At 73.7% G+C, this 15943-nt stretch carries 13 protein-coding genes; 5 read left to right on the forward strand and 8 right to left on the reverse strand.

Annotation, left to right across the window (positions count from 1 at the left end; translation table 11 throughout):
• The first annotated feature begins 27 nt into the window (after positions 1–27).
• The gene (locus ABGA99_RS28945; protein WP_347578221.1) at positions 28–549 is read left to right on the forward strand and encodes a GNAT family N-acetyltransferase; all 522 of its coding nucleotides are present in this window, start codon (positions 28–30) and stop codon (positions 547–549) included.
• Between the two features lie 82 nt (positions 550–631).
• Here ABGA99_RS28945 and ABGA99_RS28950 read toward each other — a convergent pair whose 3' ends face one another.
• From ABGA99_RS28950 to ABGA99_RS28960, 3 genes are all read right to left on the reverse strand, one after another.
• Positions 632–760, reverse strand: coding sequence for a hypothetical protein (locus ABGA99_RS28950; protein ID WP_347578045.1), 129 nt, complete (start codon positions 758–760; stop codon positions 632–634).
• The gene (locus tag ABGA99_RS28955; protein ID WP_347578046.1) at positions 753–1322 is read right to left on the reverse strand and encodes a Uma2 family endonuclease; all 570 of its coding nucleotides are present in this window, start codon (positions 1320–1322) and stop codon (positions 753–755) included. Before ABGA99_RS28955 ends, ABGA99_RS28950 begins: the two co-directional genes overlap by 8 nt.
• A 66-nt stretch (positions 1323–1388) precedes the next feature.
• Positions 1389–4775, reverse strand: a complete 3387-nt coding sequence (locus ABGA99_RS28960; RefSeq protein WP_347583760.1) for an AAA family ATPase — start codon at positions 4773–4775, stop codon at positions 1389–1391.
• A 409-nt stretch (positions 4776–5184) separates the two neighbouring features.
• On the opposite strand from ABGA99_RS28960, the gene rho reads away from it, so the two are divergent.
• Positions 5185–6363 (forward strand): transcription termination factor Rho, encoded by a 1179-nt coding sequence (gene rho, locus ABGA99_RS28965; protein ID WP_347583782.1) that lies wholly within the window; start codon positions 5185–5187, stop codon positions 6361–6363.
• Positions 6364–6450: 87 nt separating this feature from the next.
• Here the strand turns inward: rho and ABGA99_RS28970 are convergent, their stop codons facing one another.
• Positions 6451–9048, reverse strand: coding sequence for an AAA family ATPase (locus ABGA99_RS28970; RefSeq protein WP_347578048.1), 2598 nt, complete (start codon positions 9046–9048; stop codon positions 6451–6453).
• Between the two features lie 122 nt (positions 9049–9170).
• A complete protein-coding gene (locus tag ABGA99_RS28975; RefSeq protein ID WP_347583761.1) occupies positions 9171–9770 on the reverse strand; it encodes a CGNR zinc finger domain-containing protein in 600 nt (199 codons plus the stop codon).
• A 389-nt stretch (positions 9771–10159) separates the two neighbouring features.
• Between ABGA99_RS28975 and ABGA99_RS28980 the strand changes: the two genes are divergently transcribed.
• Both ABGA99_RS28980 and ABGA99_RS28985 read left to right on the forward strand, forming a co-directional pair.
• Positions 10160–11428: an MFS transporter gene (locus ABGA99_RS28980; protein ID WP_347583762.1), complete on the forward strand. Its 1269-nt coding sequence runs from the start codon at positions 10160–10162 to the stop codon at positions 11426–11428.
• Positions 11429–11619: 191 nt separating this feature from the next.
• Complete coding sequence (locus tag ABGA99_RS28985) at positions 11620–12417, forward strand: SAM-dependent methyltransferase (RefSeq protein ID WP_347583763.1); 798 nt, start codon at positions 11620–11622, stop codon at positions 12415–12417.
• A 72-nt stretch (positions 12418–12489) separates the two neighbouring features.
• Here the strand turns inward: ABGA99_RS28985 and ABGA99_RS28990 are convergent, their stop codons facing one another.
• The 3 genes from ABGA99_RS28990 to ABGA99_RS29000 form a co-directional block, all read right to left on the reverse strand.
• Entirely contained in the window at positions 12490–12744 is a 255-nt protein-coding gene (locus tag ABGA99_RS28990; protein WP_347578052.1) for a hypothetical protein, read from the reverse strand.
• A 160-nt stretch (positions 12745–12904) separates the two neighbouring features.
• Positions 12905–14128, reverse strand: a complete 1224-nt coding sequence (locus tag ABGA99_RS28995; protein WP_347583764.1) for a lipase family protein — start codon at positions 14126–14128, stop codon at positions 12905–12907.
• Positions 14129–14272: 144 nt separating this feature from the next.
• Complete coding sequence (locus ABGA99_RS29000) at positions 14273–14692, reverse strand: DoxX family protein (protein WP_347578054.1); 420 nt, start codon at positions 14690–14692, stop codon at positions 14273–14275.
• A gap of 370 nt (positions 14693–15062) precedes the next feature.
• Between ABGA99_RS29000 and ABGA99_RS29005 the strand changes: the two genes are divergently transcribed.
• Positions 15063–15929, forward strand: coding sequence for a serine hydrolase (locus ABGA99_RS29005; RefSeq protein WP_347578223.1), 867 nt, complete (start codon positions 15063–15065; stop codon positions 15927–15929).
• Positions 15930–15943: the final 14 nt, after the last annotated feature.

Here is a 15943-nt window from a genome sequence, read left to right on the forward strand (position 1 = left end):
CCACCACAGGCCGTCGCCGTGGAGCCGATGGACGGACGGGCCGCTGCACAGCCCTTGGGCTCGTTCCGCCTCATCTACGCCGAAGCGTTCGCGGAGCCACCGTACGAGGAGACCGAGAGCGAGGTGAATGCCGCCTTCCGGCGCTTCCGTTCCCAGTCCCGCAAGCCCGGCTTCCGTGCCGTCCTGGCCAGTGCCGGGGACGGTGAGCCGGCCGGTATGGCGTACGGGTATCCGCTCAGCGCCGACACGGGATGGTGGGACCGACTCACCGAACCGGTAGCCGAGGACATGCGGCGCGAGGACGGCCACCGCACGTTCGGCCTCATGGAACTCGCCGTGCGCACACCCTGGCGTGGACAAGGCATTGCCCGCCGCATCCATGAGACGCTGCTCCACGGCATCGGGACCGAGCGCGTCCTGCTCAACGTCCACCCCGGCAGTAGGGCGGCATCGGCCGCGTACCGGGCGTGGGGGTACCGGAAGGTAGGCGAGGCACGGCCTTGGGCCGGTGCTGATGTGCACGACGTGATGGTGCTCGATCTGGGCTGAGCCTGCGCCTAGCGCTGGCAGCGGCGGTCTGTCACGTCGGTTGCCACGGATCGTCCGCACCCTCGTAGAGGGGTGAGGCGGGTCATTCCCAGGCGGGCGGCTCGTCCGACAGGTTCTCGTGCCTCAGCCGCTCTGCGTCCTCGCGTGCCTGGGCCAGCCAGGCCGTGTGGAGCGGCGGATCGTCCTCGGGGCCCTGGTCCGAATCAGTCACGGCTGCTGCCCGTCGACGCGGGGCGGTACGGGTGCCAGCCGTGCGTCTGCACGGTGAAGCCCATCGGCTCGGGGAAGGTGAGTGGCTGGCCGAAGATGCCCTTGTCGGTCTCGACGTACACCCGGCCTTCCAGCTCCAGAACGTGCCAGGTCGCGTCGTTGGGGTCGACGACAAGGTAGACCGGGATGCCCACGGAGGCGTAGCGCTCCCGCTTGTCCTCCCAGTCTCGCTTGATGGCCGTACGGGTACTGGAGACCGTCTCGACCACGGCCAGCACGATCTGCGCGGGCCAGTCCGCGTCCGCCTCGTCCGCCGGGCGGTCCGCACTCCTGATGATCACGGCGTCGGCACGCGGACGATAGTCGTCGGCCACCAGCAGCCCGCGCTCGGACCACGCCTCGAAAGGCTCCGGCGTGTGCCGAACGAGGCTCCGACCGGGAAGGTCGTGAACGTGCCCGGGGTTTGCCTGCATGACGAGCTCGCCGTCGAGTAGTTCGACCCGCAGCCCGTCAGGGACCTCAAGGTCATGCCACAGCTGAACCAGCGCATTGGCCTTGTCCATGGCCCGGCACCGCCTTCGTCTCTCGTGCTTACAGCATAGGGAAGTCCGAGGAGCCCCAGATTTGGTTCACAGGCGCCAGGTGGGGGCCGGGTTCTGGGGGTGGTACGTGCAGGTGGTGCCTGTGGAGAGGGATTCCTTGAGGTGAGCTGCCAGATCGGGGTGGCCCTTGGCGATCTTGCGGAGGGCGTCGCGGATGCGGGCGCCCACCGCTTTGCGGGCGCGCTCCGCCTCGTCGCCCAGGCGGCGGGTGCGGCCGGCGAGGCCGGCGGCGGCGCGCAGTTCGTCGAGGAGGGCCGCCCGTTCGCGGTCGTACGCGGCGGCGCGGGTGTCGTCGCCGGCGGCGGTGGCGTGGTCGATCTCCTCGTCGAGGACTTCCAGGCGGCGCCGGTAGCGGGACCTGGCCTCGGCGTCCAGCACGGGGTCGCCGCCCATGCGGTGCGCGGCGAGGAGTTCCTCGCCGCCCTCCGGGTTGAGGAGGCGTACGGCCGGGAGGTCGGTGCCGGGGGCGGCGAGGAGGGTGTGCAGGTCGCGCAGGCCCTTGGCATCGGGGAGGTGCACGGTCCGGCCCGCGTACGTCAGCGTCCACACCCGGCCGTCGTAGCGGAACTCCTCGCCCGTGGGCGGCGGTTCGGAGGGCGGGGGCGCGGTCCTGGGCTCGTCCGCGTCCAGCCTCATGCCCAGGCGGGCCGCTTCCTCCGCCGTCTCGCGCGCCAGCTTCTCCGCCGCCGGGTCGCCCTGCTCCCGCAGCACCCGCGCCAGGCCGTGGCGGGCCAGCACCGACCACGGGCGGGCCTGCATGAGGTCCGCCGAGCGGCGGGCCGCGCGGAAGCCGGCCGCGGCCGGGTCCCAGCGGCCCTCCGCCGCGTCGACCAGCGCCAGCCAGTAGTCGACGGGGCCGCTCATGTCCCAGCCGTAGACCGCCACGAGCCACTGCCCGCGGTGCGGCGACAGCGCCTCCCGCACCGACGCGGCCACCTCCGGGTCCCGTGTCGCGGCCGCCGTCTCCGCCTGGAGCCGCAGCCACAGCGGGAAGAAGCCGCGGTTTTGCTGCTCGTCCGTCGGCGGGCCCTCGGCGACCAGCCGCAGCGCGGGCTCCGGGTCGCCGCGGCGCAGCTCCGTCAGCGCCTGCAGCACGGCCGGGAAGCCGTGCCCGGCGACGGTGACCCTCGCCGCCGCCTCGGCCGCCTCCGCGTACCGGCCCTGGAGCATCCGGATCGTCCACCAGTGGTGGTCGAGCAGCTCGATCCAGTGCTCGTGCTCGTTGTCCCTGCCCAGCTCCACGACGTGCGCCATGTGCCGCTCGGCGGCGTCGAAGTCGCCGCGCAGCGTCTCGACGAGGGCCTCGTCCATGGCCAGGGTGTGCCGGATGCTGGGAAGGTCGCTCCGCTCGGCGGCCTCGACGTAGCCGCGGTACGTGTGCGGGAAGCGCGGGTCGCCCAGCTCCAGCATCGCCACCCAGCGCATCGCCACCGCGATGTGCCGCCCCGCGGCGCTCCCGGCCCGCTCGGCGAGCGTGATCAGCTCCTCCGTCAGCGCCAGCCGCTCGGCGGCCGTGCCCAGGCCCCAGATCGCGTTGTGCCGGGTCCACAGGCCGAAGCCCAGCTCCTCGTCGTCCTGGCCGCGGCGGGCGCTGACCGACAGGGTGATGCTCAGCTCCGCCGCCATCTGGTCGGCCGTCAGCTCTCCTTCGCCCTCCGCGCCGCCGGCCGGCTCCGGGTGGGAGCTGCGGGCCAGCGCGCGGTGCGCCTCGCGCAGCAGCAGGCGGTTGGCGTCGGCCTGGTCCTGGGGGATCATCGCGCAGTAGCCCTCGGCGCTGTAGACGCCGAGGGCGACGCGGGCCAGCATCTCGGGGTCGTCCTGCGCGCGGGCGGTGCGCACCGCGCCCTCGAACAGCGGCCAGGCGTCGGCCGTCCTGCCCGCGTGCAGCAGCGCGCCGCCCAGGTCCAGGGCCGTGAGCACCCGGCAGCGCACCGATGCCCCGGCGGACCGCTCGTACGCCCGCCACAGATGGGAGAGGACCTCCTCGAACGCGAGCCGGCTGCCGGCGTCCCGCCCGGCGGCCCGCAGCAGCCCGACGGCCTGCTCGGCGGGCACTTCGTCGCCCGCGGCCCAGGCGTGCCGGGCGCGGTCGGCGGGGAAGACCTTCTCGCTCAGCGCGGGCGCGGCCTCCAGAGCGCGTACGACGTCCGCGTGCCGTCGGCGGGCCTCGGCGGGGTCCAGATCCTCGTACAGCGTTTCGCGCACCAAGTCGTGCCCGAAGGCGAACATGCCCGCGCCCCGGCCCACGACGAGCCGGGCGGCGACCGCGGTCTCCAGCAGCCGGTCGACGTACCCGGGCGGCCTGCCGACGGCGGCGGCCAGCACCTGGCGGTGGAACTCGCGGCCGAGCACCGCGGCGGCGACCAGCAGCTCGGCGACCGGCGCCGGCAGCAGTTGCAGACGGCGCTGCAACGCGTCACGCACGCCGGGCGCCACGGCGTCCGCGGAGGCGCCGCCGGCCCAGAGGCGGGCGGTCTGCTCGATGAAGAACGGGTTGCCGCCGGTGCGCCGGTGCACCTCGGCGGCCAGCGCCTCGTCCGGGTCGCGGCCGGCGGTACGGGCCATGAGCCGGGCCGTTCCGGCGCGGTCGAGGCCGGTGAGCGTGAGGGTGGTGGCCTTGGCGATGAGCGGCGCCATCTGCTCGCGCAGCGGGTGGCCGGGGGTGTCGACCTCGGCGTCCCGGTACGTGCCGATGAGCAGCAGCCGCTCGAACCACGTGTGCTGCGCGGCGAACTCCAGCAGGCGCAGGGAGGCGGGGTCCGCCCAGTGCAGGTCGTCGAGGACGACGATGACGGGGCGGGTGTGCGAGACGGCGACCAGGGCGGTGGTCACGGCGTCGGCGAGGTGGAAGCTGTCGGCGTACGTCCCGGTGCCGGCCGGGTCGGTGCCCGGTCCTGTCGGGGGGCCGCCCACGACGGCGGGGTCGGTCCCGTGGGGTGCCCCGTCGTGGTGGGGTGCCCCGTCGTGGTGGGGTGCGCCGTCGTGGTGCGGGCCGTGGCCGTCCCCTACGCGGCCGTCCCGTCCGCGGTCGTCCGGCACGCCGTGCTCGCGGTGCGCGCCGGGGGCCTCCGCGCCGGCCGTGCCCTGCTCCTCGCCGAGCAGCACCTCCAGCCCGCTGCCCGCCGCCTCGCGGGCCGCCGCCCACTCGGCCGCCGGCACCCCGCGCCGCAGCGCCCGTACGACCTGGACCCACGGCCAGTACCCCGGGGCGCTGTCCGACGCCCAGCACGAGCCGCCGAGCACCAGCGTCCCCCGCCGCCTCGCCTGGGCCACCGCCGCGGTGACCAGCGACGTCTTGCCGATGCCCGGCTCGCCCGTGACCAGCACGAGCCCCCCGTGGCTGTCCGCGGCCCGGTCGGCCTCGGCGCGGAGCACGCCCGCGGGGTGGTCTCGTCCGATGAGTGCAGCAGTCATGTCCCTAGCACTGTGACATGCCCCTCTGACACCGGGGCAGCCCTTTTCGCCGGGATATGCCGCTACGGCCCTGTTCAGAGGGCCGGTGGCGGCGAGAAGGAATGGCAGGGGGACGGGGGATGTTACTCTGGCATCAGCACCGAGTCGCGCCCGCAGTCGGCGCCCGTGCTTCTTCACCACCGCGCTCCGGTTCTCCGTCGAGTCGCTGACTGACGCCGAGCGAGGTTGTTCCACCTCTCTACGCGGCCGCGCGTGCCCAAGCCGCGCCTCTGCCGCACATCCCACACCCCTTGGAACCGAGACACCGTCCGTGAAAGGACCGTGCATGACTACTACGACACCCACCACAGCAGAAACCCCGGCGGCCGGTGCCGTCCGGGCCACGTCCGAACTCGCCGCGGTCGCCGGGGTGTTCGAGCCCGTGGGCAACCACGGCTTCCTGCGCGTCGGCAGCCTGCAGCCGGGCGACGACGACGTCCAGGTGCCCACGAACCTCGTACGCCGGTTCGGCCTCCGCAAGGGCGACCTCGTGGAAGGCGGCGTCCTTCCGGCCGGCGACCAGGCGCCGAGGTCCGGCTCCGGGGCCGGCTCGGGCTCGGGTTCCGGGTCCGGCAAGCGCCGCGACCGCGGGGCCGCCGCCGACCGGCGGCCGAAGGTCCCCGCCCTCGCCCGCGTCGACCGCGTCGCCGGCCTCGACCCCGAGGCCGCCGCCCGCCGTCCCCGCTTCACCGACCTCGTCCCCCTCCACCCCACCGAGCGGCTGCGCCTGGAGACTCCCGCGGGACGGCTCACCAACCGCGTCGTGGACCTCCTCGCCCCCGTGGGCAAGGGCCAGCGCGGGCTGATCGTCGCCCCGCCCAAGACCGGCAAGACGATCCTGCTCCAGCACCTCGCCGACGCCATCGCCGTCAACCACCCCGAGTGCCACCTGATGGTCGTCCTCCTCGACGAACGCCCCGAAGAGGTCACCGACATGCAGCGCTCCGTGCGCGCCGAGGTGATCTCCTCCACGTTCGACCGCCCCGCCCACGAGCACGTCGCCGTCGCCGACATGGCCATCGAGCGTGCCAAGCGGATGGTCGAGGGCGGGCAGGACGTCGTGATCCTGCTGGACTCGCTGACCCGGCTGTGCCGCGCCGCCAACAACAGCGCCGGCGCCGGCGGCCGCACCCTCAGCGGCGGCGTGGACGCCTCCGCGCTGCTGATCCCCAAGAAGCTCTTCGGCGCCGCCCGCAACATCGAGGGCGGCGGCTCGCTGACGATCCTCGCCTCCGCGCTGGTCGAGACCGGCTCCCGCGCGGACGACTACTACTTCGAGGAGCTGAAGAGCACCGGCAACATGGAGCTGCGCCTCAGCCGCACGCTCGCCGAGCGGCGCATCTTCCCCGCCGTCGACGTCCACGCTTCCGGCACCCGGCGCGAGGAACTGCTCGCCGCCCCCGGCGAGGTCGCCCTGCTGCACCGGCTCCGCCGGGTGCTCGGCGACCGCGACACCGTGCAGAGCATGGAGCTGCTGCTGGAGCGGATGAAGGCGAGCGGCGGCAACGCGGAGTTCCTGCTGCGCCTGGGGCGTACGACACCGGCGTGACGCGGGCAGGGCGCGCGGGCGTACGGAGCCGGGTGTGCGTCCGGTGCGTACGGCACCGTCGCCCCGCGCCGCGCCGCCCGAACCCGCCTACGCCGCGTCCCGCAGCGCCGTCGGCCCGCCCTCCTCGCGCTCCACCTCGGCCTCCTCCGTCTTCGAGTCCTCCGGCCGGATCAGCGTGCACACCAGCTCGCCGCCGTCCTCGTCCACGTCCGCCAGCACCGTGTCCCCGGGGCGTACCGAGCCGTCGAGCAGCAGGTTCGCGATCCGGTTGTCCAGCTCCCGCTGGAGCGTGCGCCGCAGGGGCCGGGCGCCGAACTCCGGCTGGTGCCCGAGGGCGACGAGGCGCTCCTTCGCCCTCTCCGTCACCTCCAGGTCGACCTCCTGCGCGCGCAGCCGCCGCCGGCTGCGGTCCAGCAGCAGATCCACCACCGAGGCGAGGTCGTCGGCGGTCAGCCCGTGGAAGATGATGACCTCGTCGATGCGGTTGAGGAACTCGGGCAGGAAGCGCCCGCGCAGGTCCTCCATCAGCTCGTCACGGATCTCCTCCGCGCGCCCCTTGTGCGCGAGGATCCGCTGGGCGCCGATGTTCGACGTCATGATGACGACGGTGTTGCGGAAGTCGACCGTCCGCCCCTGCGCGTCCGTCAGCCGCCCGTCCTCCAGCACCTGGAGCAGCGCCGAGAAGACGTCCGGGTGCGCCTTCTCGATCTCGTCGAAGAGCAGCACGCTGTACGGGCGCCTGCGCACCTTCTCCGTCAGCTGCCCGGCCTCCTCGTAGCCGACGTAGCCGGGCGGGGCGCCCAGCAGCCGCGAGACCGTGTGCCGCTCCTGGAACTCGCTCATATCGAAGCGGATCATCCGGTTCTCGTCGCCGAAGAGCAGGTCCGCCAGCGCCTTCGCCAGCTCCGTCTTGCCCACGCCGGTCGGGCCGAGGAAGAGGAACGAGCCCGTCGGCCGGTCCGGGTCGCTCATGCCGGCGCGTCCGCGGCGTACCGCCTCGGAGACCGCCACCACCGCCTCGTCCTGCCCGACGACCCGGTCGTGCAGCGCCTCCTCCAGCTTCAGCAGCTTGTCCTTCTCGCTCTCCGTCAACTGGGCGACGGGGATGCCGGTCGAGCGCGACAGCACCCCGGCGATGTCGTCCGCGGTCACCTCCATCACGCCTTCGCGCCGCTCCTCGACGCCCGCCAGCTCCGCCTCGGTCTCGGCGATCCGCTCCTTGAGTTGCGACGCCTTCTCGTACTTCTCCGCCGCGACCGCCTCGTCCTTCTCGCGGCGCAGCTTCGCCAGTCGGTCCTCGCGGTCGACGGCCTCGGTGCTGCGGCCCATCGAGCGCAGGCGGACCCGCGCGCCCGCCTGGTCGACGAGGTCGATGGCCTTGTCGGGCAGGAAGCGGTCGGAGACGTAGCGGTCGGACAGCTCGGCGGCGGCGACCAGCGCCTCCTCGGCGAAGCGGACCTGGTGGTGGGCCTCGTAGGAGTCCCGCAGCCCTTCGAGGATCTGCACGGTCTCGGCGACGGTCGGCTCCGGCACCAGCACCGGCTGGAAGCGGCGCTCCAGTGCGGCGTCCTTCTCGATGTGCTTGCGGTACTCGTCGATCGTCGTCGCGCCGACGACGTGCAGTTCGCCGCGGGCGAGCGCGGGCTTGAGCATGTTGCCCGCGTCCATGGCGCCCTCGCCGCCGGAGCCTGCGCCGACGACGGTGTGCAGCTCGTCGATGAAGAGGATCGTGCTGCTCTCGGTGTTCTTCACCTCCTCGATGACCTTCTTCAGCCGCTCCTCGAACTCGCCGCGGTACTTCGAGCCCGCGACAAGACCGGCCAGGTCCAGGCCCACGACGCGCGTGCCGACGAGGGTCTGCGGCACGTCGCCCGTCTCGATGCGCTGCGCCAGGCCCTCGACGATGGCGGTCTTGCCGACGCCGGGTTCGCCGATGAGGACCGGGTTGTTCTTGGTGCGGCGGGAGAGGATCTCGACGGTCTGCTCGATCTCCTCGGCGCGCCCCACGACGGGGTCGAGCCGGCCGGCGCGGGCCTCGGCGGACATGTCGCGGCCGTACTCGTCGAGGGTCGGGGTCTCGCTCTGCGGCTGGGGTCCGCCCGGTGCGCCCGGCCGGCCCGCGGCCCTGGCGGGGCCCGGGGCGTGGTGGGCGGTGGCGGCTTCCGCACCGGTACGGAGCCGGTCGGTGTCCGTGCCGTACGCGCCGAGCAGCCGGGCGGCGCCGGCGTCCGGGTCGTCGAGGAGGGCGCCGAGGATGTGCTCGGGGCCGATGTACGACGTGCCGTTGGCCTGCGAGCGGGCCACCGCGCCACGGAGCACCCGCTTCGCGGCGGGCGTCAGCTCCGGCTCCGAGGACGCCGCGCTCCCCTCCCCCGGCAGCGCGTCGGCGACCGCGCGGGCCAGCTCGTCGGGGTCGGCGCCGGCGTGGGCGAGGACGGAGCGCGCGGGGTCCACCTGGGTGCAGGCCCAGAGCAGGTGCTCGGTGTCGAGGTCGACGCTGCCGTCCTCCTCGGCACGGCGCTGGGCGCGGCCGATCAGCTCGCGCGCGGAGTCGGTGAGGAGACGGCCGATGGGCACGCGCTGGACGGCGGGCGGTGAGGTGGCGGGGGACATGCCGAAGAAGCGGTTGAGCAGCTCGGAGAACGGGTCCGAGGAGCCGTAGGAGCCGAGGGGGGAGAGGGACATAGGTGAGTCTCCGCGGCGGTGGGTGGGGTGGTGCCTGGACCTCACCTCACTGAAACAAGAGCGGAGGAAATGCGCAAACGGTGCGAACCGGAGTGGGAGGGGCGCGGGGCGGCGGCCGGGGGTCAGGCGTCTGCCTGCCCGGTCTCCCCGGCCTGCTCGGTCTGCTCGGCCCGGCGGCGGCGGTGGGCCGCCACGCGCGTACGGGAGGCGCAGGCCGTGGAGCAGTAGCGGCGGGCGCTGCCGGGGCCGGTGCCGAGGTAGAGCACGGTGCAGTCGGGGGCGGCGCACTCGCCCCAGGCCGGATGCCCGTACTCGGTGAGGATCTGCGCCAGCGCGAGGGCGCCGGAGGCGAGGAACCAGTCGGCCCAGCCGGCGTCGTCGCCGCGATCCACGTGCAGGTGCCAGGGGTGGTCGCCGTGCCGGGAGAGCCGGGGCCGGGCGCCGCACTCCGCGAACACGTCGTTGAGCGCGGCGGCGGCGCGGTCCGCGTCGGGCTCGGTGAGCACGGCGGTCATCCGCCGGGCGGCGCCGCGCAGCGCGTCGGCGTCGGCGTCGGTGAAGGCGCCGGGTGCGAGGTCGGCGGGCGTCTCGCCGTGGGCGGCGAGGAGCCGGGCGAGGTCGCCGCGGGGGATGCGGGGGTCACGGCGGACGGCGTTGGCGACGTCGAGGAGCCGCTGCGCGGGACGGAAGCCGTGGCCCGGGGGTGAGGGCGGCGGGGTCATCGGGGGCTCCTGGGGCGGGCGGGGTGGTCGGTCGACGATAGTGTAACGTCTTGATCCGATAAGCCGTTACGGAGAGCGGTGCTCTGCGGAGTGAGCGGTGCTCAGAGCGACGCTCCGAGCCGAGAGCGCCGCTCTTGGGTGAGAGCAGTGCTCTCGCTTCGGGGCGGCGATCACGAAGTCGAGCACCGGTGGCGGCGGCCTGCCGCTCAGTGCGCCGCTCTCACGCGAGAGGCGCCGCTCGTCCGCGTGAGCAGTGCTCTCGTGCGAGAGCACTGCTCCGTACGCAGAGCGCCGCTTCACGCGGGCGGGCCGACGGCGGGCAACGGGGCGGAACGACCGCCGCGACGGGGCAGCGGGGCCGGACAGCGGGACCGAGGAGGCGGGGTCGGATGGGGCGCGGGCTGCGGGGGTACCTGGCCACGGCCACCTGTGCGCGGCTCGCCGACGACGGGATGGCCGTCTCCGTCACGTTGCTCGCCCTCCACCGGACCGGCAGCGCCGCCCAGGGCGCGGCGGTGCTCGCGGCGTGGATGGCGCCGCACGCCGTCGCCGCCCCGCTCACCGGGGCGCTGGCCGCGCGGGCGCGGGGTGCGGGCGCGGCGTTCCACGTTGCGGCGCTCGGCGTCTTCGCCGCGGCGATCGCGGGCGTCGCCCTCACCCTCGGCCGCGCCCCCGTGCCGGTGGTGCTGGCGGTCGCGGCGCTGGGCGGCTGCTGCGGGCCGATGGTCACCGGCGGTCTGTCGAGCCTGCTGGCGGGCCTGGTCCCGGACTCCGGCGCCCGCGCCCGCGCGTACGCCCTGGACGCGGCCACGTACAACGCGGCGGGCATCGCCGCCCCGGCCGCGGTGACGACGACGGCGGGCGTGTGGGGCGCGGGCCCGGCGATGGCGACCCTGGCCGTGTCGGCGGCGGGCGCGGCGGGCCTGGCCACGACCCTGCGGGTGCCTCGGCCGGCCGCACGCCGTGCTGACCGCCCCGGCCGTCGACGCTCCCCGTCCCGTTCCCCGCTCTGGGAGGAACTGCTCGGTGGGCTCCGGGTGTTGTGGCGGATACCCGCCCTGCGGGGGATCACCGCCGCCACCTCCCTCGCCTTCGTCGGCGTCGGCGGGCTCGCTCCCGCCGCCGTGGTGCTCGCCGACGAGCGGGGCTACCCCGGTGGCGGCGGCCTGCTGCTCACCGTGCTGGCCGCCGGGGCGCTCGTCGGGGCGCTGGGGGCCGCGCGGCGGGGGCCGGGGCTCTCCGACGTGCGGCTCGCCGGCATCTGTCTCGTCGGTACGGGGGCGGCGCTCCTCGGCGCCGCCACGGCCGGGCCCCATCCGGTGTGCGTGGCGCTCTTCGCACTCGCCGGTCTCTTCGACGGGCCGCTGCTCGCCGCCACCCTGCGCATCCGCGCCGACCACGCGCCGCTCGCGGTCCGTACGCAGGTCTTCACCCTCGGCGCCGGGCTCAAGACCACCGCCGCGTCCGCCGGTGCGGCCCTCACCGCCGCCTCGGCTTCCGCGCTCTCGCCGGCGCAACTCCTCGCCGGTCTCGCCGCGCTCCAGCTCGCCGGCGCCACGCTGCTGTACGGGATCCCCCATTCCGCACACCCGGAGGAAGGCCCGGAGAAGGGCCCGGAGGAAGGCCCGGAGCAACGCACGGAGGAGCCGGGGCCGTAAGCCTCCCCACCCCCGCGCCGCCCGCGGGCGACATCCCTCAACTGTCGGTCACTGTCCGTGAGTCGGCCGGTAGGGTTCGGGGTCGAAGGGGCCCCTCCGGGGCCCGGTCGCGGGGCCCACGGCGTCTCCGCGGCGGCGCCCGGGGCGGACGTGCCCCGGTGTGCCGCCTGTCGGAGCAGAAGGAGTTGGCCGTGTCGCAGCCCTCGAAACCCCCGGTGATCGACTCAAGCGTGCCGTCGTCGCCGCGGATCTGGAACTTCTGGATGGGCGGGAAGGACAACTACCCGGTCGACAAGGCGGTCGGCGAGCAGGGCCTGGCGATCGATCCGGACATCGGCACGATGGCCAAGGCGTCGCGCGGCTTCCTGATCCGCGCGGTGGCCCACCTGGCCCGGGAGGCGGGGGTGCGGCAGTTCCTCGACGTCGGCACGGGGCTGCCGGCGTCCGAGAACACCCACGAGGTCGCCCAGGGGATCGCGCCGGAGTCGAGGGTGGTGTACGTCGACAACGACCCGTCGGTGCTGCGGCACGCGGAGGCGCTGCTGCAGCCGGTGAGCGCGGAGGGCACCGTCGCGTACATCGACTGCGACTTCCACCACCCGGAGCGGATCGTCGAGGAGGCGCGGCGGACGCTGGACTTCGGTCGGCCCGTCGCCGTGATGTTCATGGGCGTCCTCGGCCACGCCCGCAGCTACGCCGACATGCAGCGCATCGTGCGCACGGTGACGGACGCGGTGCCGAGCGGCAGTCACCTGGTCCTGTGGGACGGCACCGTCGACAGCAAGCCGTACGTGGCCCTGTGCGAGGAGTACGCCAAGGGGAGCCCGGATCCCTACTACCCGCGGACCCAGGCCGAGATCAGCGCGTGCTTCGAGGGCCTGGAGTTCGTCGAGCCGGGGTTCGGCCGGATCGCCGACTGGCGGCCGGAGGCGGCCGCGGAGGAGCAGCGGCAGGTGGCCGCGTACGGCGGCGTGGCACGCAAGCCCTGAGACGGGATCCGGCGCATACGCCGGGCGCGTCGTGGGACGCCCGCTGCGGGCGCCCCACGACGGCGGACCGGCTCAGTCCTGGAGTTGGCCCCGGTAGCCGACGGGCCCCTCGTCCGGGAACTGGGCGGTCCCCTCGAAACGGCTGCCGCCGTCGAAGAAGGTGACGGAGCCGTTGCCGGTGTCGCCGCTCCACGTCACGGTCGTTCCGGTCGCGGGAGGTGCGTCCTCCGGGACGACTTCGTTACGGTTCGCGATGCTGAGCGTCAGTGGCTGGTCCTGCTGCCAGCCGCCGCCTCCGGTGTGGATCTCGGTGTCGTACGTAGCCATGGGCTCGTCCTTCCTGCGCCGACGCGGGCGGCAACTCGCACACCCCGCACGGTTCTTCCCCCGGTGCGGGCGACGGCCGCGGATGCGGGTGTTCCGCCGGCGAAAACCACCCCGGGGGAGGAGTTCCCGGACACAGAGGCGAGTGCGTGGCCCCTGGCACTCAGCAGTCGGACGGTGCCGGCTTCCCGGCCAGCCGCCCTTCCAGCCAGCCGTACGCCGCCGGATACGACGCCACCGCGCCGCCCACGTGCGTCGGCGCGACGTTCGTCGAGAAGTCCACCGTCGCGCCCTTCGCGCACCAGTCCGCGACCAGCTTCTTCCCGACCCCGTACGGAATCACGTCGTCCAGCATGCTGTGCGAGACGAAGACCGGAACCTCCGGCTTCCGTACGCCGATCCGCTGCTCCTCGACGACCTCGCGCCACGGCGACGCGTCCATGTAGTCGGTGATCGGCCGGCCGTCGGCGGTCAGCGTCTTCGACTGCAGGAAGGGATAGCGCAGTACGGCCTCCGCCGTGCATGTCTGTGCCGCCTCGGCCATGACCTGCCGGCCGCGGTCGTTGAGGTACGGGCCGAGGTCGACGTCCGAGCCCTCGGCGAGGCCCGCGACGGCGAAGCCGAGGAAGGCGGCGTACAGCGAGCCGTCGAGGTTGCGGCCGACGGCGGCCAGGTCGGCGGGGACCGCGCCCGCCGCGACGCCCTTGACGTCGAGGTCCGGGGCGTAGGAGCGGGCGAGCTCGGCGGCGGAGGCGGCCGCGCCGCCGCCCTGGGAGTAGCCGTAGACGGCGACGGGGCCGTCGTCGGGGAGACCGGCGGCGGGCAGGCGCTGGGCGGCGCGTACGGAGTCGAGGACGGCCTGGCCCTGGACGGCGCGGTTCATGTACGTGTGCAGGCCGGGGGTGCCGAGACCTTCGTAGTCGGTCATGGCGACGCCGTAGCCGCGGGCGAGGAGGCCCTTGACGAACAGGCCCTCGTACTCGGTGCCGTTGGCGAGCTGGCGCGAGGGCGCGCACTGGTCGCCGAGGCCCTGGGTGCCGGCGGCGTACCCGATGACGGGGCGCTCGCCGGGGCCCGGCCAGGCGGACTTGGGAGTGATGACGGTGCCGGTGACGGCGACGGGTGCGCCGTGGCCGTCGGTGGAGCGGTACATGACGCGCTGGACGTTCGCGTCGACCTTCAGGACCTTGAGCGGGTCGAGGTAGTAGACGGACGGCTCGGCGCGGATGACGTCGCCGTTGGCCGCGGGGAGCGCGGCGGGCGGCTCGTAGAACGGCGGCCGCTCCGCCGCGGCGGCGGTGAGCGGGAGGGCGACGGTGGCGGCGACCGCCGCCGCGGTGGTGCCGGCGAGCGTGCCGAAGGCACGCCGGAGGGTACGGCTATGCATGCGGGCAACTCCTCGGTGGGCGACTCTGCCAACAGAAGTTACTGACTTGTCAGTAAGAAAGCGCGCTCTCCGCGGACATGTCAACCCTCCGGGCACGGGCAGTACGTGCGCCGTCCCGTGCGCCCGTCCCGTACGCCCCGGCCGTCAACTCAGATCGAACAGCGGCCCGGTGACCGTCAGGCCCAGGTCCCCGCCCACGTACGCGAAGAACCCGAACAGCATCAGCGCCGCCCCCGCCAGCGCGACGTCCTTGTTGAAATGGATCATCTCCGTCTGCTTCGCCTGTGCGTCCTCCTCCTTCCAGAACGCGTGCATCAGCACCGCGGTCGGCACCAGGAACACCAGCAGCAGCAGCGCCCCCAGATCCGCCCACACCCCCAGCAGTACGCTGAGCCCGCCCGCCAGCAGCAGCACGCCGCTGCCCGCAGTCGCCGCCCCGGCCGCCGGTACGCCCTTGGCCGCGGCGTACTGCCCCATCTGCTTGGTCTGCGTCAGATGGCCGACCGCGGAGCTGAGGAAGAGGGGGACGAAGAGGATGCGGCCGATCAGCACCAGCACGTCCATCGAAGCCTCCGGTCACGAGGAGTCATTGAGGGCACAACTATTCCTTGCCCCTGCCTCCGTCAAGCGCAACGGCACCGGAAGGACTCCCCGTACGACCCTTCCGGGGTCGCAGAAATCACGCCTGTTGTCGTACATCCATCGGGCCCCCTCGTGAGTCAGGAGAAGAGCGGCGCCGCCGCCGCGCCCGCCGTGATCCTCACGCCGGCGCCGCGCGCAGCGCGCAAGCGCGCCGCTCACCGACATTCGGAGCAACGGAGCAACTGCCTTGACAACAACAGAACACAGCGTTCGCCCGCGCCGCACGGGCACCCGGTTCCGTAGGACGACGGCCGGGGTCGTGGCCGCGGGCGCCCTGCTGGCCGTGGCGCCGATGGCCGCCCCGGCGAGCGCGGCCGAGGCCGCCGCCGCGCCCACGGTCTCCGCCAAGGGCGCGTTCCTGATGAACGGGTCGACGGGCGCGAAGGTCTTCGGCAAGGGGTCCGACACCAAGCGGCAGATCGCCAGCACCACGAAGATCATGACCGCGCGGGTGGTGTTCAGCCAGCCGGACCTGAACCTCGACAAAAAGGTCACCATCAAGCAGGCGTACCGCGACTACGTCGTCAACAGGGGCGCCAGCACCGCCGACCTGAAGGCCGGCGACAAGGTCTCCGTGGGCACGCTGCTGTACGCGATGATGCTGCCCTCCGGCTGCGACGCCGCGTACGCGCTGGCCGACACCTACGGCTCGGGCAGCACGACCTCGGCGCGGGTGAAGTCGTTCATCAAGAAGATGAACAGCAAGGCCGATTTCCTCGGGATGACGAACACCCACTTCGACTCGTTCGACGGTGTCTCCTCCACCGGGGACAACTACTCGACGCCGCGCGACATGGCGAAGCTGGCGAAGAGCGCGTACGGCTACTCCAGCAAGTTCCGCGAGATCATCTCCAAGACGAAGGCGGTGCGCTACGGCACCGCGACCAACGGCAACCGGCGCACGTACACCTGGTACAACACCAACCAGCTCCTCGGCTCCTACAGCGGCGCCAACGGCATGAAGACCGGCACCACCACGCCGGCAGGACCGTGCCTGGTCTTCACCGCCAAGCGCGACGGCAAGACCTACATCGGCGTGGTCCTCAACGCCAGCGACCGTTACAAGGACGCGGCCAAGCTCCTGGACTACGGCTTCGGCACCAGCACGGCGAGCACGATGCAGCTCCGCCAGCTCCCGGAGAACGCCCAGCGGGACTGATCCGTACGCCCGTA

Origin of the sequence: Streptomyces sp. B5E4, assembly GCF_039871555.1 — a bacterium.
Classification (GTDB): Bacteria; Actinomycetota; Actinomycetes; order Streptomycetales; family Streptomycetaceae; genus Streptomyces.